Annotated in this window: 22 protein-coding genes; 13 read left to right on the plus strand and 9 right to left on the minus strand. The window is 36.5% G+C overall.

Annotated elements, in window-relative coordinates:
* Positions 1–281 precede the first annotated feature (281 nt).
* Positions 282–1,394 carry a helix-turn-helix domain-containing protein gene (locus NQ163_RS17120; RefSeq protein ID WP_268191560.1) on the minus strand — a complete coding sequence of 371 codons (1,113 nt, stop codon included), beginning with the start codon at positions 1,392–1,394 and terminating at the stop codon, positions 282–284.
* 375 nt (positions 1,395–1,769) lie between these two features.
* Between NQ163_RS17120 and NQ163_RS17125 the strand changes: the two genes are divergently transcribed.
* The 9 genes from NQ163_RS17125 (at position 1,770) to NQ163_RS17165 (ending at position 10,896) form a co-directional block, all read left to right on the plus strand.
* A complete protein-coding gene (locus NQ163_RS17125) occupies positions 1,770–2,489 on the plus strand; it encodes an ion transporter (protein WP_268191561.1) in 720 nt (239 codons plus the stop codon).
* A gap of 217 nt (positions 2,490–2,706) precedes the next feature.
* On the plus strand, positions 2,707–2,910 hold the full coding sequence (gene thiS, locus NQ163_RS17130; protein WP_054721763.1) for a sulfur carrier protein ThiS: 204 nt from the start codon (positions 2,707–2,709) through the stop codon (positions 2,908–2,910).
* 89 nt (positions 2,911–2,999) lie between these two features.
* Positions 3,000–4,802, plus strand: coding sequence for a phosphomethylpyrimidine synthase ThiC (thiC, locus tag NQ163_RS17135; RefSeq protein WP_268191562.1), 1,803 nt, complete (start codon positions 3,000–3,002; stop codon positions 4,800–4,802).
* A complete protein-coding gene (locus NQ163_RS17140; RefSeq protein WP_268191563.1) occupies positions 4,786–5,433 on the plus strand; it encodes a thiamine phosphate synthase in 648 nt (215 codons plus the stop codon). Before thiC ends, NQ163_RS17140 begins: the two co-directional genes overlap by 17 nt.
* Positions 5,414–6,022 carry a thiamine phosphate synthase gene (locus tag NQ163_RS17145; protein WP_268191564.1) on the plus strand — a complete coding sequence of 203 codons (609 nt, stop codon included), beginning with the start codon at positions 5,414–5,416 and terminating at the stop codon, positions 6,020–6,022. The genes NQ163_RS17140 and NQ163_RS17145 overlap by 20 nt, the downstream gene beginning before the upstream one ends.
* Positions 6,015–6,791: a thiazole synthase gene (locus NQ163_RS17150; protein ID WP_268191565.1), complete on the plus strand. Its 777-nt coding sequence runs from the start codon at positions 6,015–6,017 to the stop codon at positions 6,789–6,791. The genes NQ163_RS17145 and NQ163_RS17150 overlap by 8 nt, the downstream gene beginning before the upstream one ends.
* Positions 6,792–6,808: 17 nt before the next feature.
* Positions 6,809–7,921 (plus strand): 2-iminoacetate synthase ThiH, encoded by a 1,113-nt coding sequence (gene thiH, locus NQ163_RS17155; protein WP_268191566.1) that lies wholly within the window; start codon positions 6,809–6,811, stop codon positions 7,919–7,921.
* 4 nt (positions 7,922–7,925) lie between these two features.
* Positions 7,926–8,630, plus strand: a complete 705-nt coding sequence (locus NQ163_RS17160; RefSeq protein ID WP_268191567.1) for a HesA/MoeB/ThiF family protein — start codon at positions 7,926–7,928, stop codon at positions 8,628–8,630.
* 133 nt (positions 8,631–8,763) lie between these two features.
* The gene (locus NQ163_RS17165; protein ID WP_268191568.1) at positions 8,764–10,896 is read left to right on the plus strand and encodes a tetratricopeptide repeat protein; all 2,133 of its coding nucleotides are present in this window, start codon (positions 8,764–8,766) and stop codon (positions 10,894–10,896) included.
* Positions 10,897–10,948: 52 nt separating this feature from the next.
* Here NQ163_RS17165 and NQ163_RS17170 read toward each other — a convergent pair whose 3' ends face one another.
* Together NQ163_RS17170 and NQ163_RS17175 are read right to left on the minus strand one after the other, a co-directional pair.
* On the minus strand, positions 10,949–11,302 hold the full coding sequence (locus tag NQ163_RS17170) for a DUF1971 domain-containing protein (RefSeq protein ID WP_120239545.1): 354 nt from the start codon (positions 11,300–11,302) through the stop codon (positions 10,949–10,951).
* A gap of 138 nt (positions 11,303–11,440) precedes the next feature.
* Positions 11,441–12,739 (minus strand): hypothetical protein, encoded by a 1,299-nt coding sequence (locus NQ163_RS17175; RefSeq protein WP_268191569.1) that lies wholly within the window; start codon positions 12,737–12,739, stop codon positions 11,441–11,443.
* Positions 12,740–13,039: 300 nt separating this feature from the next.
* Between NQ163_RS17175 and NQ163_RS17180 the strand changes: the two genes are divergently transcribed.
* The 3 genes from NQ163_RS17180 (at position 13,040) to cobA (ending at position 15,183) form a co-directional block, all read left to right on the plus strand.
* Positions 13,040–13,471: a hypothetical protein gene (locus NQ163_RS17180; protein WP_268191570.1), complete on the plus strand. Its 432-nt coding sequence runs from the start codon at positions 13,040–13,042 to the stop codon at positions 13,469–13,471.
* A 12-nt stretch (positions 13,472–13,483) separates the two neighbouring features.
* Positions 13,484–14,314 carry an NAD(P)H-binding protein gene (locus NQ163_RS17185; RefSeq protein WP_268191571.1) on the plus strand — a complete coding sequence of 277 codons (831 nt, stop codon included), beginning with the start codon at positions 13,484–13,486 and terminating at the stop codon, positions 14,312–14,314.
* A gap of 89 nt (positions 14,315–14,403) precedes the next feature.
* Positions 14,404–15,183 (plus strand): uroporphyrinogen-III C-methyltransferase, encoded by a 780-nt coding sequence (gene cobA / locus NQ163_RS17190; protein WP_268191572.1) that lies wholly within the window; start codon positions 14,404–14,406, stop codon positions 15,181–15,183.
* Between the two features lie 72 nt (positions 15,184–15,255).
* Here the strand turns inward: cobA and NQ163_RS17195 are convergent, their stop codons facing one another.
* From NQ163_RS17195 to NQ163_RS17215, 5 genes are all read right to left on the minus strand, one after another.
* Complete coding sequence (locus NQ163_RS17195) at positions 15,256–16,305, minus strand: hypothetical protein (RefSeq protein WP_268191573.1); 1,050 nt, start codon at positions 16,303–16,305, stop codon at positions 15,256–15,258.
* A 304-nt stretch (positions 16,306–16,609) separates the two neighbouring features.
* The gene (locus NQ163_RS17200; RefSeq protein ID WP_110358955.1) at positions 16,610–17,194 is read right to left on the minus strand and encodes an indolepyruvate oxidoreductase subunit beta; all 585 of its coding nucleotides are present in this window, start codon (positions 17,192–17,194) and stop codon (positions 16,610–16,612) included.
* Positions 17,195–17,316: 122 nt separating this feature from the next.
* Positions 17,317–18,942 (minus strand): thiamine pyrophosphate-dependent enzyme, encoded by a 1,626-nt coding sequence (locus NQ163_RS17205; protein WP_268191574.1) that lies wholly within the window; start codon positions 18,940–18,942, stop codon positions 17,317–17,319.
* A gap of 450 nt (positions 18,943–19,392) precedes the next feature.
* On the minus strand, positions 19,393–20,190 hold the full coding sequence (locus NQ163_RS17210) for an ABC transporter permease (RefSeq protein WP_268191575.1): 798 nt from the start codon (positions 20,188–20,190) through the stop codon (positions 19,393–19,395).
* Between the two features lie 23 nt (positions 20,191–20,213).
* Positions 20,214–20,810: an ABC transporter ATP-binding protein gene (locus NQ163_RS17215; RefSeq protein ID WP_268191576.1), complete on the minus strand. Its 597-nt coding sequence runs from the start codon at positions 20,808–20,810 to the stop codon at positions 20,214–20,216.
* Between the two features lie 510 nt (positions 20,811–21,320).
* On the opposite strand from NQ163_RS17215, the gene NQ163_RS17220 reads away from it, so the two are divergent.
* On the plus strand, positions 21,321–23,804 hold the full coding sequence (locus NQ163_RS17220) for an FAD-dependent oxidoreductase (protein WP_268191577.1): 2,484 nt from the start codon (positions 21,321–21,323) through the stop codon (positions 23,802–23,804).
* A gap of 647 nt (positions 23,805–24,451) precedes the next feature.
* Here NQ163_RS17220 and NQ163_RS17225 read toward each other — a convergent pair.
* Positions 24,452–24,679 (minus strand): hypothetical protein, encoded by a 228-nt coding sequence (locus tag NQ163_RS17225; RefSeq protein ID WP_268191578.1) that lies wholly within the window; start codon positions 24,677–24,679, stop codon positions 24,452–24,454.
* Positions 24,680–24,758 lie beyond the last annotated feature (79 nt).

Here is a 24,758-nt window from a genome sequence, read left to right on the forward strand (position 1 = left end):
CTGTGATGATCTGCGTGAAACTTTGACTTTTCGACTTTTTGACCTTTCTACTTTTCTACTTTTCTACTGTATGATTGAGTGAATTCGTGATTTAGGAAAGGTGTAATTCGCTAGGTACTTGCAACATGTGCTCTATTCTGCGAAAATCGCGACAAAACCTGTGATAATTTGCGTGAAACTTTGACTTTTCGACTATTCTACTTTTCTACCTTTCGACTTTTGAACTATTCGACTTTTGAACTATTCGACTATATTACTATAGGAAAACAGGACAGCCAGATTTAAGTTCTGGATTTGATATACTCCGTAGGAGTAATTTCATGGAATTGCTTGAAAACACGATTGAATGAAGATTTGGAATTGAATCCACAATCGAAAGCCAGATAAAGAAGGGTTTTATCTTCGTGTGCTTTACGATCTATCAACTGAATGAAGTAGTCAATTCGATAAGAATTGATAAAATCGGAATAAGATCGATTTGCGCTACGGTTAATTGCTTGAGAGATGATATGCTCTGGCACATCAATCATATCTGACAATTTTCGCAACGTTAAATCACCATCTTTATATACTTCTTTTGTTTCAATGAAATCACAAATTTGCTGAAACTGCTCATCGTAAGGATTCTCTTCTTCTGAAATGTGAACTGATGTAGTATCCTTCTCAACAGGAAGAGCCAGATTAACACTCATTGGATTTGCAAATATGTAAGCATATTTACTATAAATGTAAACAAATGATATCACAAATACCGATACGATAATATTAATCAGCATTACCTGGTCAATAACAAAATGAACACCGAAAATGCCGAGTAACTTTATTAGAAAAACCACCGCAAGCAATACCATTACACCGTTTCCAATACTACTAATCCATTTTAACCTGTATGGATTTCCTTTAGCAAAGGATTTGTTTTTCTGCACTTTTAAAATCATCAGGTATCCAATAACTACATAGGCCAGTATGATCAAAAACTTCATGTAAACAGAAATAATGGCATAGATATTATCGGAATGAGAACAGCCGCCTTCCCCAAGACAATCAACCAATCCCAATGATTTAGTAGTGGTTTTGTATCCCATATACACAGCAAAAGGAATAAGGTGTAACAAATGCTTTTTGCTAAAGCCAAAGTTTGGGTCGACTAGACTTAAAATGTAAAAATAGAACATGGTTCCATGCAACACATGACTGGCACATGCAAACTCGTAAATCCAATGAAAATCGTGAAATAGGTTTTGTGAAGACAGGAAGAATGTTACCTCAGCCAAGGCAACAAGAAAAAGCCAAAATGTAAAAATTCTATCGGACAATTGGTTTGCCTTACGCGACAGGATAGAAACCATAAAAAATCCCAATATGGCCAAACAAATCACAAACAAATAATCCATACTCTTCCACCTCCTCTTAATACTGCTATCGCTTATTTGAGTAGCAATTTTAACAATTTTTAAGCACTCCAACAATTTACAATACAAACTAATGGGTATACAATATTCAAACGATCTACTTCATAAAAACATAATTTGTGTTTTGTCTAAAATGCTTAGATTTATTTGAATAACAAGTAAATTTGAGCACAAAAAGCTTGTATACTTGTCTCTATAGGTTGTATATGCAATTATATTTCAGTCATACTTTTGGTATTACAAATTTTATTTCTGATTCTTTTTTACAATAATTGTATAAGCAAGCATTAGAGTGCTTATAATAAATTAGAATAACTTTAAATTATTTTTAAGAATTTTTTAACATATCTATCAGTAATGAAGGAAATTATCAGAAGCATTGTTGAAGACAACACCACCAAAAAAGGAAAGGTTTTCGATTATTTCATCCAGGTTTTAATTATGCTTTCGCTGATTTCATTCTCAGTGGAAACATTGCCTAACAATTCTCCTCATGTAGTAAAGTTTCTGGAATATTTTGAGATCTTCTGTATCATTATATTTTCGGCTGAATACATCCTTAGAATTTTGGTTTCAAAACGACCACTTTCTTACATCTTCAGTTTCTATGGAATCATTGATCTTTTGGCCATACTGCCTTTTTACCTTAAAGGAACTTTGGATTTTAGAGCAATTCGTGCATTCAGAATCTTTAGAGTGTTCAGAACATTAAAGTTGATACGATACAATAGAGCTTTACACCGATTTCATATCGCAGCTAAAATTGTAAAAGAAGAAATCATTCTGTTCTTTATCGTAACAGGTATCTTAATATTTTTATCGGCAGCAGGCATATATTTTTTCGAAAACGAGGCCCAACCCAAAATATTCGCTTCGGTATTTCATAGCTTGTGGTGGGCCATCGTTACACTAACCACAGTTGGCTATGGTGATGTTTACCCGATTACCGTAGGTGGTAAGATTTTTACATTTTTTGTATTGCTAATTGGTGTAGGTGTTGTTACGGTTCCGGCTGGTTTGGTAGCTACATCCTTATCCAAAGCAAGAGAAATTGAAGAAGAGGAAAGAATAAAATAAATAACATTTTATTCTTCTGAATATCACCACAATAAAATCATTCAAATAAATTTTTCAATCGTTTACAGTAAAAATTCAAAATATTTCATTTAAGTTTGTCAGCATTATTAACAAGGGGTGCCTGTAACGGCTGAGATTATACCCTATGAACCTGGGCAAGTAATGCTGCCAAGGGATGTATGTATCTCCTGTTTCTACTCCTGTAATCTTTTTTGAAATGAACATTTTTTGTAATGGTAATCCAATTGCTTTGGATGATTGTGCTTCGTTGTTTACACTTTTATCGGTGACTGAATATGTGGATCAAAAAGGTATTGCAGTTGCAGTAAACAATTGTGTAGTGAAAAAACAGGATTGGGAATCTCACCAACTTCAGGAAAACGACAAAGTTTTGATTGTTTCGGCTACAAAAGGTGGATGATTCCGGGTTTCACTGCTTAAACTTTCAATATTCTTCTGTCGCTTAATTGCCTCTTATAATGCAAGAAGAACAATTAAATTCATAGAAGATTGAAAACAAAAAACATTACTCAGGGTAGTTTTCCAAACTCCCAAAAAATCTATGTAAAAGGTAAAATCCATAACATAGAAGTGGCAATGCGCGAAATAGAATTGGCAGATACCACTGATAAAAATGGAAATGTAATCAAGAACCATCCGGTTACGGTATATGATACCTCAGGTCCTTATACGGATGACAATATTGAGGTAAATCTTGAAAAAGGATTGCCAAAACTTCGTAAACAGTGGATTCTTGATCGTGAAGATGTAGAAGAACTTGATGGACTGTCGTCGGATTATGGGCGCATGCGTTTGACGGATGAGAGCCTGGATCATTTGCGTTTCGATCATGTAAGCACCCAACCATTAAAGGCGAAGGAAGGAAAGTATGTATCGCAATACTACTATGCCAAAAAGGGAATCATCACGCCGGAAATGGAGTATGTTGCCATTCGTGAAAACCAACGCATCGATGAGATCAAGGAAAAATACGCTCAGCACAAAGGTTGTCCCATGGGTGCTCAAATTCCTGAAACACACATTAGTCCGGAATTTGTACGCGATGAAATTGCCAAGGGACGTGCCATTCTACCTGCAAACATCAATCACCCCGAGGCTGAACCAATGATTATTGGTAGAAACTTTTTGGTAAAAATTAATGGAAACATTGGGAACTCCCCTACTACTTCGAGCATTGAAGAAGAGGTTGAAAAAGCAGTTTGGGCATTCCGCTGGGGCGCAGATACCATTATGGATTTATCTACTGGTGAGAACATTCACGAAACCAGGGAATGGATTGTAAGAAACAGTCCGGTGCCAGTAGGAACCGTTCCATTGTACCAGGCACTTGAAAAAGTGAATGGAAAAGTGGAAGATCTAAGTTGGGAAATTTACAAAGACACTTTGATTGAGCAGTGCGAGCAAGGTGTAGATTACTTTACCATTCACGCAGGTTTGCTTTGGAAACACATTCCAATGACCATTCACAGAACAACAGGTATTGTTTCTCGTGGCGGATCGATTCTTGCGAAATGGATTCTACACCATCACAAAGAAAATTTCCTTTATACTCATTTTGAGGACATCTGTAAGATTTTAGCGAAATATGATGTTGCAGTTTCTTTGGGCGATGGATTGCGACCAGGCTGTTTGGCCGATGCCAACGACAAAGCACAATTTGGAGAATTGGAAGCCTTGGGACATCTTACCAAAATTGCTCGTGAAAACTTTGTACAGGTTATTATTGAAGGTCCGGGGCACGTACCAATGCACATGATCAAGGAAAATATGGATGAACAGTTGGCACATTGCGACGAAGCTCCATTCTACACCTTAGGTCCTTTGGTTACCGATATTGCTCCTGGCTACGATCACATTACTTCGGCAATTGGAGGTGCAATGATTGCCTGGCACGGTACCGCCATGCTATGCTACGTAACTCAGAAAGAGCATTTAGGACTTCCGAATCGCGATGATGTAAAAGAAGGGGTTATCACTTTTAAACTAGCTGCACATGCGGCCGATCTGGCCAAAGGATTCCCCGGAGCTCAATATCGCGACAACGCAATGAGTAAGGCGCGTTTTGAATTCCGTTGGAGAGATCAATTCTCATTGGCCCTGGATAGCGAAAAAGCCATGAAATTCCATGATGAAACACTTCCGGATGAAGGATACAAATCCACTCACTTCTGCTCCATGTGTGGAGAGAACTTCTGTTCGATGCGTGCAAGCATGGAAGTTCGTGAATTGGCAGATAAGGCTCAAGAAAAAGCCAAGGAGTTTGAGCAATCTGGTAATGAACTGTACAGCTAATTCAATGGAGCTGATTTTGATTTCACATCCTGATTTTTTTAAAGGGGAAACAGTAATTGTTTCCTCTTTACTGGATCGTTATAACTTTACTTTTCATCTTCGTAAACCTGGAGCTTCGGAACAGGAATTGATTGATTACCTGGATGAAATCCCGGAAGCGCTGCATGCAAAAATTGTATTGCACAACGAAATAGAAGTCTTTTCAAACTTCAAGCTGAAGGGAATGCATTTCTCGGGAGCAAAAAGAGAGCATGCAAAACAGTTGACAACAGGTATCCGAAAAGGAACCTCATGTCATTCCATTCGGGAAATCAAATCCTTAGACAAGGCATTCGACTATGTTTATTTGAGTCCGATTTTTGAAAGCATTTCAAAACCAGGATACCAGGGAAATCTGAATATGGAAGAAATTAAACTGTTTCTGAAAGAATCCAGATCAATCCAAATCTATGCACTTGGAGGTATAGAGACAAGCAATGTATCAACAATAAAAGAATTACAATTCGATGGACTTGTTGTATTGGGAGCAGTTTGGACGAGAGATCCATTTAAAAATCAAGATTTGATATCATCAAATTTCAGAGAAATACATTCAACAATCCATAACTTATATGAAGAGAGCAATTCCTAAAATTCAATACATAACACAAGATCATCCAAAATTATCTCATTCTGATCAAGCGCGACTGGCTTTTGAACAAGGAGTGGAAGCTGTGCAAATTAGAATGAAAGCTAGTTGCTCGCATGATATCTTAAAAGAAGCTGCATTGGCTTTGAAATACGCCAATCAATTTGATCGCACTTTAATCATTAACGATTCCATAGATATTGCTAAAGAAATTGGTGCTCATGCTGTTCATCTGGGATTAAATGATACGGCTATTAATGAAGCGAGAAAAAATTTAGGTGATGATATCATCATTGGAGGAACTGCCAATACAATGGAGGATATTCTTCTTCAAAGATCAAGAGGTGCAGATTATATTGGACTGGGCCCATACAGACACACCACTACCAAAAAGAATTTAAGTCCTGTAGTGGGAGTTGATGGATACAAAGAAATCATCAAACAGATGAATGAAAAGAAAATTCATATTCCAATAATTGCCGTTGGTGGAATCCTATTGGATGAAATTGAAATGCTAAGCAAAGAAGGACTATATGGAGTTGCCATTTCAGGAGCTTTATTAAAAACACTAAACAACCAAACTCATGAATAATTTAATATTAGGAGATAAAATATTCAAGTCACGTTTGTTCACAGGAACTGGAAAGTTCAGTTCAAACGAAATCATGAAACAAGCCATTGAAGCTTCCGGATCGGAACTGGTAACCATGGCACTAAAAAGAATTGACATTGAAGATGCCAATGACAACATGTTGCAGCATTTAAATATTCCTGGAGTTAATTTACTGCCAAACACCTCTGGAGTGCGAAATGCAAAGGAAGCCATATTTGCAGCTCAATTGGCACGAGAAGCGCTGGAAACCAATTGGCTTAAATTGGAAATTCATCCCGATCCCAAATACTTACTTCCCGATGGAGAAGAAACTTTAAAAGCAGCCGAAGAATTGGTGAAACTAGGATTTCATGTTTTACCCTATGTACAAGCTGATCCTGTTCTTTGTAAAAAACTGGAAGAGGTTGGAACTGCAGCTGTAATGCCTTTAGGGTCTCCAATTGGTTCAAACAATGGACTACAAACCATCGATTTCCTAAAAATCATCATTGAACAAAGCAATGTTCCCGTGGTGGTTGATGCGGGAATTGGGGCTCCATCGCATGCTGCTGCAGCTATGGAAATTGGTGCCGATGCAGTGCTTGTAAATACCGCAATTGCTGTTTCTCCAAACCCTGTTGAAATGGCTAAAGCTTTTAAAATGGCAGTTGAAGCTGGTAGAATGGCTTATGAAGCCAAATTAGCGGAACAATCAGTTGGCGCCAATGCCAGCAGCCCTTTAACTGCTTTCCTTGAAAATTTGGATTAACCTATTAAGTGCTTAAAATGAGTTTCTACAACGAAATACAAAAATACAATTGGGATGAAGTAAAAAATCAAATCTACTCCAAAACCGAAGCAGATGTAAAACATGCTTTGGAAAAGGAAAAAATAGATTTGAATGATTTTCAGGCACTCATCTCCCCTGCTGCATCTGCCTATTTGGAGACAATGGCACAAAAGAGCATGCAGCTTACACAAAAGCGATTTGGGAAATGTATTCAGATGTACATTCCATTGTATATCTCCAATTCCTGCACCAACACATGTGTATACTGTGGATTCAATCACAAGAACAAGTTTGACCGCAAAATACTTAAGTCCGAAGAAATGAGACAGGAAGCTAAAGAAATCAAGAAGTTGGGTTTCGAACATATCTTGCTTGTTAGTGGCGAAGATCAGAAAAACTGCGGGTGCGATTACATAGGGGAAATGATGGATAGCATTAAAGATCAATTCTCATTAATTTCGCTTGAAGCACAACCGCTGTCAACTGATGAGTACAAAAAATTGACTCATAAAGGATTGAATACGGTATACATCTACCAGGAAACCTATAACGAATTGAATTACAAAAAATACCACCCCGCTGGTAAAAAATCGAACTATCAATATCGATTGGAAACTCCAGATAGATTAGGTCAGGCCGGAGTCCACAAAGTGGGATTGGGTTGCCTCTTGGGATTGGAAGATTGGCGTGTTGATACTTTCTTCACAGCCCTTCATCTTCAATATTTGGAGAGAAACTATTGGAAAAGTAAGTATTCTATTTCTTTTCCAAGACTTCGTCCTCACGCAGGTGGATTTCAGCCCAATTACGAAACAACGCAAAAAGATTTGGTACAACTGATAACCGCCTATCGCCTCTTTAACCATCATGTGGAGATCTCATTGTCGACACGTGAAAGCGAAAAGTTCAGGGACAATATGCTACAACTGGGTGCTACATCATTTAGTGCCGGCTCTAAAACCAATCCGGGTGGGTATTCGAACAAGGAAGAATCATTAGAGCAATTCTCAATCAATGATGATCGTAGCCCTTCTGAAATTGCAGAAATGATTCAATCTAAAGGATATGAAGTAGTTTGGAAGGACTGGGATAACTTTATGCAACTGTAACAAGATGAACGAAATTCAAAGAGAACGATACAACAGGCACATCATTTTGTCTGAAATTGGAGAAGATGGTCAAAAGAAATTGCTGGATGCAAAAGTATTGGTGGTTGGCGCAGGCGGATTGGGCGCTCCAATTCTCCAGTACCTTGTTGCTGCAGGCATTGGAAACATAGGAATTGTTGATGCCGATACCATTGGTTTATCCAATCTGCAAAGACAAATTCTTTATCGCGAAAATGAAATTGGAAAATCAAAAGCTGAGCAAGCCAAAGCAACATTAAATCAATTGAATTCCGATGTGAAAATATCACACTACCCATTCATGCTGGATGATGATAATGCAGATGAAATCATCTCTAAATATGATATTGTAGTTGGTGCTACAGACAACTTCAAATCCAGAAAATGCATCGATAAAATCACAAAAGCTCAAAACAAAGCTTTCGTTCATGGATCAATTGGAGAATTCGAAGGACAGGTTTCTGTGTTTAATTACAAAAATGGTCCTTCCTATTTCGATTTGTTCCCTGACACTCCCAATGAATTCGATTTACCATTGGGTGTTATTGGAGTTTTACCTGGAATAATCGGGAGTATGCAAGCCTGCGAGGCAATTAAAATCATCCTGGAAATTGGAGAAATTCTTTCTGGAAAATTATTGGTTTATGATGCACTAACACATGATACTAACATCATCCAATTTTCAAATTAATGTACGAAACATGCAATCTTCTGGGAAACAATAATCCTTTCATTGAAGATTGCATGCTAGATTTTCTTTAAAAATACTTAAACCAGTTGTCAATATTTGCGTATAGCTAAATTAATATCAAATGCTGGTTTCTATGAATAAATTATTACTACTGTTTCTTTTTATAGGATTAAGCTTTTCGAATTTTAGCGAAGCTCAAAATAAAGTTGATAGCCTAAGTAAGCTTCTCTCCTTTACAAAGGATGACAAAGAAAAAGCCCACATCTACAGCCAGTTAGCTAAAGAATATTATTACAAAGATTTAAACCAGTTAATTTTTTATGCTCGCAAAGCAGATTCCTTGGCGGTAATTTATCAAATTGATTCAACAAGAATCAAGGCATTGAACCATTTGTGCTATGCTTATATAAATTCAGGAAAAAGAAAACAAGCTCTGGATTTTAATAATTTAGCATTAACAATAGCTAAAGAAAAAAAACTGGAAAAAGAGATTTACTATACAAGCTATTTTAAAGGATATTATTACTATTCGGGAGGTATTACTGACAGTTCATTAATTTATCTGGATAAAGCCTACAATGGAGCTTCCCTAATGCATGATCCATCTTTAAAGTTAAGATGTTTAAATATTATTGCTGCCAACTATCTCAACCAAGGAGATTATAATAAAGCGTTGGACAATTTTACAACGGCTTATCATATTGCCGATAGTCTTAAAAATGAAAAGCAAGTGCTTAATTTGTCCCTAAACATTGGGACAACGCTACTTTACAATGAAGATTTAGAACAGGCAATTCAATATTTTCAAAAGGTACTTTCGCTTTCTGACCCGAATCAAATGAACATAGCGGTAGCCACTGCTTACAATAATCTTGGAGCATGCTATAGTCGAATGGCAGATCATGAAAAAGCCATAAGCTGCTTCGAAAAAGCATTGCCTGCATTCATAAAAATTAATAATCGTTTTCAAATTGCTCAAACATATGCAAACCTGGGGCAATCTAACTACCTTTTAAATAATGTAGAGGATGCAAATTATTACCTAAATGAAGCTGTTAAGATTAACCGGCAAAACAATTTATCCAACCAGCTTATTGTCAATTTAATTATTCTGGCCCGCTTACAAATTAATAAAAAGGAGTTTGCCAAGGCAAAAGAATCATTGCAAGAAGCCAACGAACTAAGCAAAACATATAATATCAATTACAATAAAAGTGATTTATTAAAAGCTTACAGTTATTATTATTCCAGCATAAATAAATTTGAAAAAGCCTTAGAGTATAAAAAACTTGAATTGATTCACAGAGACAGTGTTTTCAATGAAAGTAAACAAAAGCAAATAACTGAATTGGAAACCAAATTTAAAACTCAGCTGAAAGAAAAAGAGAATGATAATCTAAAAAAAGATCTTTCCTTACAGCAATTAAACGCTGCCAAACAAACACAAATTAGAAACTTTCTAATTGCGTTTGCCTTACTTGTAATGGTTTTAATAGGCATCCTTCTTAATAGAGCAAGAATTAAGAAAAGATCACATCAAATCATTGAACAACAAAAAAATGAGCTTGAGATCGCCAATAAAACAAAGGACAAGCTATTTTCAATTATTGCACACGATTTAAGATCCCCATTTAATACGATTATTGGGTTTAGTGATTTTCTACATAGTGATTACGATAGCTTAAATGATCAGGAAAGAAAATTACAGATATCAGATATTAAAAATTCTTCTCATAGCGCATATAATCTACTGGAAAATCTTTTAACCTGGGCCAGAATACAACAAGGAAGCATAAAGGTAGAACCTGAAATTTTACCATTAAACAAGCTAATCGAAGCATCTGTTAACAATTACATAAGCTCGGCAAAATTGAAAGATATTGAATTGACTTATGAATACAACGATTTGATAAATGTTCATACAGATCAATATTCTATAGAATTGATACTAGGAAATCTTATTAGCAATGCCATAAAATTTACTCCTTTGGGAGGTTCCATAAGCATTTCAAGCGAAACACAAAATGATAATGCTGTTGTAAAAGTAAAAGATACAGGTATTGGTATTTCGGATAAAGCTGCCGAAAAAATCTTTAAAAAAGGTGAAACTTATACATCAACAGGAACCAATCAGGAAAAAGGATCAGGACTAGGTCTTGTTCTCTGCAAAGAATTTATAGAAATGAACGGAGGAGAAATATGGTTTTGTAATGAATCTCAGAAAGGTGCCTGCTTTGCATTTTCTCTCCCATTACATCAAAAATAGATAAATAAAAAGCCACTAAACGAGATTTAATGGCTTTCCTTTTGCCTTTTGATTATAGAAAATCTTGTCCAGGTCGTTTCTTTTCTTCCGGGTGCTTTACCTCAATCACCTTATCAAGTATGGTGTAAAATTCTACTCTAAACTTAACGGGTCCGGTTAGCACAACATGATGATATCGCTCTGGAAAAATCACAATCGGATGTTCCGGATCGGCATCCAATGCAGGTCCTTCCTCATCTTCCCACACATACTGACAATGCCCTTCTTCTACAACCAATAAACCGATTTTTCCTTTGGGAGCCAAATGAGATTTTAAAATAGCTGGCTTTACAGTTTCCTCTGTCATGCTAGGCGTACTGCCTACTTTGATTGCACCTTTTGGTAATTCTTCATTCTGGTAATTCATAAGTCTTATCTAAATTAATTCTTAATAACATCAAAACTAATACTAAAAACCAAACGTTCAAATACCTACTTATAGGGAGTATCAAAAAAAACGCCATTGAACTTCTTTCAATGACGTCTTTTAAATATTCTTTTACATCTATTTCAAGTTTGTTGGCACCTGAGGCGTAGAAATCAGATGCGTAAAAATCTCCCAACGTTTGTCAGGATTGCTTTCAACACCTCCTCTTTTCTCTACGTATTCTTTCACCAAATCTTGTCCCCAATTGTAGTTGATAATATAGCTACGATAGGTTTCAGGAAACCTGAAAGTAGACTCATGCGCTCTTCTTAAAGCATATTTTTCCATCCATTTGCCTGTTTCTTCTTTCGACCATTTGCCATCCAAATAGTTTCTCATGGCAGAAGTTCTGGCATAAGTCAACTCATGAGTTAATTCCTGAATTTGATAGTACAAATCAACTTTCTCAGTATCCAATCCTGCCAAAGGAAACAGAACTTCTTTCTCGAATTTCATTCTCTCCTCGCGAGGAAAAACAACATTAATGCCATAATTAGCAGTTCCTTCGGCAATTAATGATTGAGGGCTAAACAAAGGATACACCGAAAACTCAACCCAACCTCTTTTCTTCACCAAATTACTCTCTAACAGCGAATTGTATACATGATGTCCCGGATATCCTTCATGACTTGCCAAGTCAATGGCTCTATCGATAAGAATCGGAAAATCGATATTAACCTGGATCAAGCTAAAGTTGTTCCCTTTATACCAATTGTAACCAGCCCAGGCTTTATCGGTAACATATTCCAATTCAAAATTTTCATTTTCAGGTAGAGTAATATGCTGTTTTGTTCTCTTGCGCGATTCTTCAATTGCAGCTCTAAAGACAGCATCTACTTTGTCTTTGGGAATTACAAAATCTTTTTGAAATTTGGCCAAACGATCAATTAAACTTCCTTTTCCAGGCACAAGCTTTTCCAGCTCATTAATAATTTCTGCAAAATGCTCATCTTCAAAATCAGGAACTACAGCATCATATAATGCATCCGATTCTTCATTAAATGTAAATTTCTTACCGGATAACATCTCAATTCTGGCTTTTACCGCCACAAATTGTTTTAACAGATATAGCTTACGCAATTTCAACATTTCCTCTTTTTCAGAAACATCTATTGCCTTCACTTTTTCATTTAATTCATCCATGCGTTTCAAGAGTTCAGCAGAAGGAATTTCATCCAATTTTCGTTGCTCCACTTCTGTCTTCCATTCTTTTGGCCCATAATAAGCATCAACATACAATGGATCGTAAAGACCAATCTCCAAAACTGTTTTAGCGTAACTTTCTGCAACTTGATTCATGACCAAATTTTCATCTGGTTTTTGTGCACAAGCAGCAATGATTCCGCCTAATATAACAAGTGATAATAGTTTCTTCATCTGTGAATTTTAAAGGTTATGATAGTGTTTATTTTAAGTATGAACCAAAATTAATAAAGCATTTGAAATATAAATAATATCCGAGTCACAGTTTTTTCTACTATTTTAGATCCTCTTATATCACTTATTAAAGATCGGGAGTTTGCTTAAAACTCTCACACAGTTTAGATATAATGCCGATATATAATTTGTTAGCCATGGTAAAAACATCAAACAAGTTAAATAGAGTAAATTATTTTGAAATGCATTTTTGCAGATAGGCTTACAAATTAACAATCGGTATTAAAAAATAAATACAATATGGACGCTATATTATTAAAGGATTCACTTACTACAAATGATATTCATGATTTAATTCTGAAAGGAGTTAATGACATGGATATCAATCAAGATAAACGAAACGAGATTGAAATTGAATCGAACCAACTTGCAACAGCTTTTGTTGGAGCAATTAACTATCATACCGAAAATGGAAAAAATAACGATTCAAGTTATGCATTTCAAATCGCGGTTAAATTCAACAATTTTACGGAAGAGTTTCGAAGAATATTTATAGCAAATTATCAGAAAGACATTTTGGTTGGTTTTGGGATTAGTGCAATTTGGATGGGAATATTAAATGGCCTGGATGCTGAAAGTGGTATTATGCCAAATCATCCTTTTAAACGTGAAATTGCAAACTGTTTGGTAAGTATTGCAGAAATACTAGACGAGAACAAAACAAAATCTTAATCCCATTGTAATATGACAGACAGTTCGAATTTGAAGCGCATCTCCATACTTGGTTGTGGATGGCTAGGATTGCCTTTAGCCAAGAAACTGCTTTCGCAAGGCTTTGATGTAAAAGGATCGATAATGCAAAAAGAAAATTTGCATGAATTGAAAGAAGCAGGAATAAAAGCCTACCAGGTGGTATTTAATCCACATTTAGAGGAATGTAGCGATGATGACTTTTTTGATACTGACATTATTATATGCAGTATTCCTCCTAAACGACGAGATGATATCGAAAGCTTTTATCCAAAGCAAATAGAATCTCTTAAACAGCAAGTACAAAAGCATGGTGTAAAAAAAGTACTATTCATTAGTAGTACTTCTGTTTATCCGAACACGCTTGGCAATGTTAGCGAAGAGCTTCAGTTAAGTCCTGAAAAAGCCAGTGGCAAAGCTTTAGTAAAGGCGGAAGAATTACTGACTCAATCAGTTGAGTTCGAAACTACCATCATACGTTTTGGTGGTTTAATTGGCTATGATCGCCATCCCGGAAGGTTTTTATCGAATAAGAAGAAATTAAAAAATGGTTTGGTTCCCGTAAACCTAATTCACCAGGATGATTGTATAAAAATCATATCAGAAATAATCAAACAAAATGCATGGGGAGACATTTATAATGCTTGTTGCCCTGAGCACCCCACTCGAAAAGACTTTTACCAAAAAGCAGCTCGTGCAGCCAATCTTCCAGAACCTGAATTTCTGGAAGATGAACAATTGGCATACAAATGGGTTGATTCATCCAAATTAATCAAGAAATTGAATTATAAATTTATTTATACAAGTCCTCTTGATACAATTTAAACTGAATTTACTTGAGGTTCTTTAAGAATATTCTACTTTTGTGATCCTATAAATTACAGAAGTAGAATTGATCATATAAGAGAACTGAAATGCAACATAGATTGTACATTGTAGGGGCAGGGCCAGGAGATCCGGATTTATTGACGGTAAAAGCACACAGGGTTTTAATGCAGGCAGACGTGGTGTTATACGATGCTTTACTTGGAAAACAGATTCTTGAAATGCTTCCTGAGAGTTGTGAAAAAGTTTATGTTGGAAAAACTTACAAAGATCAGCAGGACCAAATAAAGCGCATGTGTAAAATCAATGCTTTAATGAAAAATGGTGTTGAAGAAGGCAAACGTGTTGTTCGTTTAAAAACTGGTGATCCACTAATATTTGGCCGGGGAATTGAGGAAGTACGCTTCCTTCGAAATGAGAAGATTGACTATGAACTCGTTCCTGGCATTACTGCTGGTATTGCTGCGGCAAACCATTGTCAAATACCAATTACCGAGCGTTCGATAAATCGTACCTTGCTATTTTGTACCGGTACCACTTTAGATGGTGACATGAAACAGTTCGATGCAGTTTCAAGCATGATTCAATTGGGAACTCCTGTAATGATATACATGGGATTGAACAACCTTGGCAGTATCATCGATAAACTAATTGGCAATGGCGTGAAAGCAGAAACTTCCATTTGTGCCATCTCCAAGGTATCCTACCCAGACGAAAAGATGCTGTTTGGAAACTTAAGCAATTTCATGAGTAAACTAGAGCAAAATCCTCTTGAAATGCCAACCATTATGCTTATTGGCGAAAATATAATGCCTATGCTCGAAGAGGCGGATGAATTGCTAAATCAATGTTCTGATTGTAATTCATAATTCAATAAAATGACTCAGGTGAACGACCTGAGTCAGAAATCGAATCATATCATTTAATTCTTAACTTGTTTATTAAATGATATGATAATACATCAACAGCAATATTGTGCCTAATAATAATATATTGCTCAACAATCTACTTCCCTGATTTAGCAATACAATTACAAGTGCCTCTTTTGCAGGAAAAACACTCATTGCTGAAGGCAAACTTCTTCGTAAACTTCTTATGGGAAGTGAAATGATATTGCCCATCAACAAAGCTACCAATACATGAGAAGCCTGCAAGCTTCCGGTTTTTAAAAAGCCTGCCGCTACTGTAGCTGCACTTAAAATACCACCCAACATAGAGCTTGCCACTGCAAGTGATTCCGGAGGAAAGTACTCTCTTAAACTTGATGTTTTAAACAAACTATCCGATAAATCGAAAAAACCAATTTCATTTAAAAATGAAAAGAACAAAAACATAGGAATGGCTATCAGGAACATTCTTTTTACCACCAGGTAAGTTTTTTTGCGAGCCTTTTCAATGCTCACTCTCCAGCTATCAGCACTTCTCTCCTCTTTTTCCACTAAAATATCATTCTGAATATCATGAATCGCCTTACTATATCTCGACACCAACAGGGCAATAAAAACTACGAGAAAGCCTAATCCGAAAAGTAATCCAAAATAAGTGGCTCCCACCACTCCCACTGCTGCAATGGTAGGGTACATAATTCGAAGGCTATGATACAAATAACTCATAAAGGAAGTACACATGGCACTTACACGAAGCTGTTTGCGACTCATCTGGTTGCTTTCATAGGCAGATGTAAGCATACTGTTTGCAGTAAGCAAAGAGAAAAATGAACCAAATATGGCGGTAGCGGAAATATTTGGCAGTTTTGCCCATCGGGTAATCGGACTGGTAAATCGCTTCATCAAATGTGACCAGTTTCTCTCCTCGATAAGATTACCGATAAAACTGGCAATGCTTGTGGTAATGATGATTTGTAAGGCCAATTTTAAATTGAATTCTAACCAATTTAAGGATGGAAGGTTAAAGCCTATGCCCAAAACAATTAGCACCATAACAAAGTACCATATCCAACTTAACAGCTTATTTTTCTTCTTTCTTGCCAAAGTTTTATTCCTTTTAACTACCCTTTCGGTATTATTTTTTGCGCAAAGTAAAACATTATTATAAACAATTCAATGCAAGTTCCATCTTCCTTACACTTTTTTGAATGAAAATTCTATCCGATAAATCAGGCACTCTATAATGTCAGAGTCTCTCCCTCGTGCAAGGGAAAGAGTTGGACTCAAACATTAAAATTGTTTGGGAGTAAAGCTTAAAAAAGATACAATTACCACAATAAAGAATCCCCGAAAGGAAAATTCCTGACGGGGATTCTGAGTTATAAATAGTCTAGGTTAGGTACTAAGATTACTTATTTTCTTCAGCAAACTTACGTCCTGCATGAAGTGCTTTAATATTCATTTCGATTACTTCCTCTCCTTTTCTTTCGAAAATCTTACGGATACCTTCTTCAAGATACTCGAAAGGAACATCGATAAATGGTGAAGCAGCACCCAACATTACGAAGTTGAAAGCACGTTTAGAACCAGTTGTTTCCTCAGCAATTTGATCAGCATCGATCAAAACGTAGTTTGGAAGATCTTTAATGGTCTTCTCCAACTCTTCCATTTCAGGGTAATCAGGAATGTTTACGAATGGAGTTGAGTTGGTTACTACGTATCCACCTTGCTTTAAGTAAGGAAGGTAACGAAGTGCTTCCATTGGCTCTACTGATAAAATGATATCAGCACCACCACGAGGAATCAAATCTGAATAAATCGGCTTGTCAGAAATTCTCATGAATGACTGAACATCACCACCACGCTGACTCATACCATGAGTTTCAGCTTGCTTCATATATAAATCATTGTCTAGAGCAGCAGATCCTAAAGCAGCAGCAATGGATAAAATCCCTTGACCACCAACACCTGCTATGACCATATCTGTTTTCATCGTCTTTTGTTTTTGTATCAAGTGCAAAGTAGCTTTCAGCGTTCAGCCATCAGCTGTCAGCTTTTTTACTTCGCAATTGATCATTCGTAATTACTAATTATTAATTGATAATTATTAATTGTTTATGCTTTTGCAGCTGCTTTTGCTTTAGCGGCTTTCTTGATTTTCTGATCGCGAACATTCTTCTGAACACAAACACGACGAGGAATAATTACTGATACTCCCTGGTATTCGAATTCCTTGCGAAGAAGATCTTTTAAATCATCACGCTTCTTAGGTACAGCAGTTAATACATGTAAATGTTCCGGCTCAACACCTAAACCTTCACAAATTGCTTCCAATTTACCTTTAGCAGATGAATGCTGACCTCCAGTCATAGAGATAGACTCGTTATCAGAAATGATTACGGTAATTGGAGTCTTTTCGTTAACAGCATCCAATAAACCAGTCATACCTGAGTGAGTAAATGTAGAGTCACCGATTACTGCAACAGATGGAATCAATCCTGCATCAGCAGCACCCTTAGCCATAGTCACAGAAGCACCCATGTCAACACAAGAGTTAATCGCGTTGAATGGAGGCAATGCACCCAAAGTATAACAACCTATGTCTGCAAATACGCGACCTTCACCGTACTCAGCTACCACTTCGTTCAATGCAGTATATACGTCAATGTGAGAACATCCAACACACAATGCTGGCGGACGAGCTGATACCAAATTAGGAACTTCAGCACCTTCTTCAACATCAAAACCTAAAGCTCTACCAACCATTTCAGGCTTCAACTCACCATCGCGAGACAAAGTACCATCCAAACGACCGATTACAGCTTCTTTTTCCAAATATCCTTTCAACATTTCTTCAACTACAGGATATCCTTCTTCCAATACCATTACCTTATCACACTCGCTGGTGATTTTTTGAATCATTGTGCGAGGAATTGGGTACTGGCTAATTTTTACAACTGGATATGGACAATCTCCGTTTGGATAGTTTTCCATTAAGTAGTTGTAACCTAATCCACAAGCGATGATACCCATTGATTTATCAGTACCTTCGGTGTAACTGTTATATGGTGATTCTTCAGAAGCAGTTTCGAATTTTGCCTGGTTGTTCAACAACAACTTGTAACGCTTACGAGCAATACCTGGTAGCAATACGAACTGTACTTTGTCTTCTGGTAATTTCATGTCGTTTTGAGCAACAACTTCAGCAGCGCGTGTAACACCCGCACGAGAGTGAGCCAAACGGGTTGTGATTCTCATTAACACAGGAATCTCGCAAGCTTCAGACAATTCGAATCCGAAACGAGCCATATCGTATGCTTCTTGCTGGTTCGATGGTTCCAGGATTGGCATCATGGCGAACTTACCGTACACACGTGAATCCTGCTCGTTCTGAGAAGAGTGCATTGATGGATCATCAGCAACAACGATTAACATACCACCATTAGCACCAGTGATTGCAGCGTTCATGAAACAGTCAGCAGCAACGTTCAAACCTACGTGCTTCATACACACCATAGAACGCTTACCAGCATATGACATTCCCAATGCAGATTCCATAGCAGTCTTTTCATTTGCTGCCCAGTCTCTGTGAATATTTAATTGTTGTGCTTGCTTAGAGTGTTGAATGTACTCTGTAATTTCGGTTGAAGGTGTTCCCGGATAAGCATAAACTCCAGACATTCCGCCATCGATTGCACCTTGTGCAATGGCTTCTACACCTAATAGTAAAGACTTTTGCATGTTATATTTGTTTAACTATTTAGTTCTCTATGTGTTCAGACAACTTGCAAGCTAAAATTGCAAGTATGTGAGAGATGTGATATTACGATTTGAAGAAAAACACTTCAAATTCAAAAACTCAGTTACAAAATATTGTGTATAGGAAAACGGACCCTAAAAATATAAGGATCGCGGTAAGGGATGGATTTTATAATCCACCGAAGATTTCAAGAAAGCATACTAAATATGCCAGAACGTAAAAGTAAAATTCAAAATAATCCTTCATTTCTACTTATAGATTGTAACTCAAATGAGCTTTTCTACTTTTATTTGCTGCTAAAATACCATTATTTGGATTAAAGCCAATAAAAAAATAATACAGGCAGATTTTTTAGATTCATTTCAAATAACGAAAACGGTTGCGTAAACATCACCTAACTTTCTATATCTACCATATCATAAGGCTATAAGCTATTTTTTGGCTGCAAAAATTCCAGGCTTAAATCTACCGTAAGAATCGAATACAAAACGATTGGACATGACGATACTTGCCATCAAATTAAAAGAAGATCCAACAAATATGGCAATCATGATTAGGATCTGATATTTTATGGCAACAACAGGTGAGCTACCTCCCAAAATTTGTCCTGTCATCATTCCTGGCAAGGAAATCAAACCCAATACCGACATGGTCGCAATTAAAGGATTCAGACCACTTTTGATGGCTGATTGAATGTATGGCAATAAAGAATGTTTTTTACTATTGGTATTCACCAAGAGAAAGAAGTACAATTCTTGTTCTTTTCGCAATCGTGTAAAGTAATCGCTAATTCCAACAATATTGTGATTTAAAGCATTCCCTAAAATCATACCTGAAATGGGAATGAAATATCGAGCATCAAATACATAATCCAATTGAATGATGAACCCCAGAAAAAAGGTATCTACTATAAATATACTGGTCAAGCCAGATATAAAAAATGGAAGTACAAAATGCTTGTAAGATAAGCCTGTTCGTTTAATTGTAGTGAAAGTTCCTACCAAAACCATGGCAATTACCCAGGCAGAATTAATGAGAGCATTATTCCATTCAAAAATATATTCAAGATAGAGAGCAACCAATGAAAGCTGAACAATCATTCTTATAATCGCAATCAAAGTTTCTTTGATAATTTTAAGCTTGAAATATAGAAATCCCACAATAGGGATTACCATTAAAAACCCCCCAACAATTAGGTGTATTATTCCAATATCAGCTATTTCTTGCATACCAGGTTGATTTTATCAAATCATTACAATTCAAATACATTTGTACAACTCTCTATCCACTTGCCATTATGAGATGTAGACACGATAGTCCTATCCTTTAAGCTTTTAATCAACTTTATCAAAAGATCAATCGATTCTTCATCAAGAGCAGAAGTTGGTTCATCTAATAAGATAATTGGCTTTTGCAGGCTCAGACTTGCAGCCAATACAATTCTCTGCTTTTGGCCACCACTAATTTCAGTAAAACCTCTCTCTTGCTCTCCATTTTTTATTTCAAGTTGCTGCAGATAATGCTTAAACATTTCTACTTGTTTTTCATTCAACTGCAGCAATTCTATTAGTTCCTGTCCAGAATCTACAGGCAAATGAACATTTTGTGGAAGCCAGCTCATTTGTTTTCTTAGCTCCTCAACATTATCAGGACTAAGTTTACGATTCTCGATATAAATGTCTCCTGAATCTGGTAAAATAATTCCAAGCATCAATTTTAGCAAACTGGATTTACCCCTACCAGAAGGTCCACTCAAACAAAATGATTCACCACATTTTACATCGATATTAAGTTTCTCACAAATGATTTGATCGGAGAACTTTAAGCTTACATTGTCAAATTTTATCATGTCGAAATTTACACCATTTAAATTTCAGAGTAGGCTTTTAGCGAAACTATGAATATTAAATTGAAATGCCGATAATAATCAGTTCGACATTTGTAGGGATACGAACAAATGGCGCTTACCAATTAATCATCGGTATTATCCTTGAAACGAAAATAAGCCTAATTTACCTTTTAACCCGAGTATTTATCACATTTATTTTGCTGATAGATTTCCTCTTAGCTGATCTTTAGTATGGTTCCAGATACTTATTATTTGAAGACTTGCTTAAATTACCCCTTAATAATATCGAGATATTTCTCAAATTAATTTGATGTGAAATATATCACACCGCACATATGTTGCTGATATTCCATAACTAACAATCAGGTCAATCAAAAACCTGCTACAAAACACATCCCTAAGCCACACAGATCTCTTGTATCAATAAAATCAAATCTTACTTTTGCACCTATTACATCTAGATATCTGGATGTTTATTTTTGTACAGATATAATTATTATAAGATATACAATGGCAAAATATTTAATTGTTGGTGGAGTTGCGGGAGGTGCAACAACGGCTGCTCGTCTTCGAAGAATGGATGAATCAGCAGAAATAATCATGTTTGAAAGAGGTGAACACATTTCGTATGCAAATTGTGGTTTGCCATACTATGTAGGCGATGTAATCACCGAAAGGGAAAATCTGCTGTTACAAACTCCAGAAAGTTTCAACAAAAGACTAAATGTTGATGTGAGAATACTTAATGAAGTAATTAAAATCAACAGAGAAAAGAAAGAGGTTGAAGTTAAAGACCTAAAAAACAATACTGTCTATACTGAAACATACGATAAACTAATTGTTTCTCCAGGAGCTGAACCCATTAAACCTCCTATTCCAGGCATCAACGATTCTGCAATTTTCACTGTAAGAAATGTGAAGGATACAGATAAAATAAAATCTTACTATAATGAACACAAGCCACAAAAAGCTGTTGTAGTAGGTGCAGGTTTCATTGGCCTGGAAATGGCAGAGAACCTTCACCACCTGGGAATGATGCTTACCATTGTTGAAATGGCAGAACAGGTAATGACTCCTTTGGATTACGAAATGGCAGCTGTGGTTCATCAGCATTTGAAAACCAAAAATGTAGAGTTTTTCCTGAAAGATGGCGTTAGTGAATTTGAACGCAAAGGAGATTACCTTGAGATTCGTTTGCAATCGGGCAGGAAAATTGAAGCCGACATGGTGATTCTATCAATTGGGGTTCGTCCTGAGACAAAATTGATTAAAGAGGCTGGAATTGATCTTGCTCCTAATGGTGGCATTCAAGTTAACAAATACCTGCAAACCAGCGATGAGCATATCTATGCATTGGGTGATGCCATTGCATTCCCTCATCCCATTACTGGCAATTATACCAATGCTTATTTGGCTGGGCCTGCAAACAAACAAGGACGTTTACTTGCCAACAATTTGGTACTGGGACACAAATATGAATACAAAGGTGCAATTGCTACAGCAATCGCTAAAGTATTCGATTTGACTGTTGGCTCTACCGGATTGGCTGAGAAAGTATTGAAAAAGGAAGGAATCAAATACATCTCAAATATTACTCACGGTGGATCGCATGCCGGATATTATCCGGGGGCAACTCCTACCAGTATTAAACTAATGTTCCATCCCGAAACCGGAAAACTTTATGGAGCACAAGTATTGGGCTACGAAGGAGTTGACAAACGCACAGACCTGATTGCTACTGTACTTCAAAACAATGGAACCATCTATGATCTTCAAGAAATTGAACATGCCTATGCTCCACCCTACTCATCTGCCAAAGATCCTGTAAATCAAGCTGGCTTTACTGCAGGAAATATCATTGAAGGATTGGTGAAAATTATGCACTGGGATGAGCTTTACCAGCTTCATGCGCCAAATAACTTCATTTTGGATGTTAGAACTCCAGATGAATATGAGTTAGGTAAGATTGAGGGATCGGTAAATATTGAAGTGGACCAAATCAGAAACCGACTGGATGAAATTCCGAAGGACAAAAAAATCATCATTTACTGTGGCGTTGGACTAAGAGGATACTTTGCCGCACGTATTCTGATGCAGAAAGGATATTCAGAAGTTTACAACCTAAGTGGAGGTTACAAAACCTACGAGCATGCTACCTGCAAGCAGAGTAATGAGGATATCTTCGAATCAAGTTACATTGCCCGTGATGGTCACATCTACAGAGGGAAACCCAAATCAGAAGAGCAAGAAAGTACCGCAGAAACAAAGGTAATCGAAGTTGATGCCTGTGGCTTGCAATGTCCCGGTCCAATTATCAAATTAAAGAAAGAAATGGATCAATTGGAAAACGGACAACGCTTGCAACAGAAAGTAACCGATCCTGGTTTCGCCAAAGATGTGGAAGCTTGGTGCAAAATGACTGGTAACCAATTAATTTCTGTGGATTCAGAAAAAGGAATTTATACCGCTTTAATTGAGAAACAAGCCAGTAAGGAAGCTTGCCCTGTTACTGCTGCAAACCTTCCTAAAAACAAAACCATGGTGGTTTTCTCGGATGATATGGATCGTGCTTTGGCTTCACTCGTTATAGCCAATGGAGCGGCTGCTACCGGAAACAAAGTAACACTCTTCTTTACTTTCTGGGGGTTAAACATCATTAAGAAAGCCAAAAAGCCAAAGGTTGAAAAGGACATGATGGGCAAAATGTTTGGCAAAATGATGGCAAGCGGAGCTGATGACTTGAAACTTTCTAAAATGAACATGATGGGACTTGGTTCCAAAATGATGAAGAAGAGAATGCTTGCCAAAAAGGTAGATTCGTTAGAAGATATGCTTCAAAGTGCCATGGAGAATGGTGTGGAAATGATTGCCTGCCAAATGTCCATGGATGTAATGGGCGTAGACAAAGAAGAATTGTTGGATGGTGTTCAGATTGGTGGTGTTGCAACCTACCTGTCGGAAGCTGAACAATCGAACTTGAATTTGTTTATTTAAACAAAGAATGATATCATTATAACCAGACAGTCTTTTTATATTCTGTCTGGTTTTTTATTATCATATTTAGTCTTGCTTAAGGAATGTTTAGGCATTCAATTTGTACATTCTCCATGTGTCGGAACTACATCCCATCCACTTGATATCTCACTATGGTTCAATTGACAAATACAATTAATCCATTACTGCCAATATAAAATATCCTCAACTTTGCATTCAAAAAACTAAGCCAATTTTAAATGCCTTTAGAGCAAAAACATATCAGATTGATTAGTAAATCTTAACCCTAAGAATTGCAATTTTCACCATGCATTTATATTATCTTAAACACATGTAAATAAGTCTCTTTAAAAAGCAAGAAAAGATTTCTAAAAAGTGGACATTCGTCTGTCAATTTCGTAAATTAGATATTCCTAAAAAGTGGATATAAATTTGAAAATCTGGGTTAATTACATCAATCTGTAAACTCAACCATGCAATTGTACCTGGATTTCACAAGTAACGAAATTCTCCTGTATCTCGTTTCTTGATATTTAATCAGCATAAAATTCCGAACAGGAACAAAAATACTACATTGGTAGTGGTTAGTGGTTAGCCGAAGCGGCAGAATTTTTCCGTAGTCCCTTTATCAGAAAAATTCTGCCGGTTCATTTTTCTATCTCTTCACTTGTGGTCTCATTTCCTTTTTTCATGCGCAAATACACCAAACCCATAATACTTAAGAATCCAATTACTTTAAGATATTGCTTAATTAAGGATACTGTATTGGCATCAAGGTTTACAAGTAATTCAGAATTGTTAATCAATAGAATTGAACCTACTGAGATTAATAAGACAAGCAGTAGAATAATTATTAGCGTTTTTTTGTTTTTCATCCGTTTTTAATTTTTACTGTGTGAAGATACTATCTTTCCAGAGAAGTATAGCATCACTTTTTTGAATAGAAATTACATC

Source organism: Marinifilum sp. D737 (assembly GCF_026672275.1).
Classification (GTDB): domain Bacteria; phylum Bacteroidota; class Bacteroidia; order Bacteroidales; family Marinifilaceae; genus Marinifilum.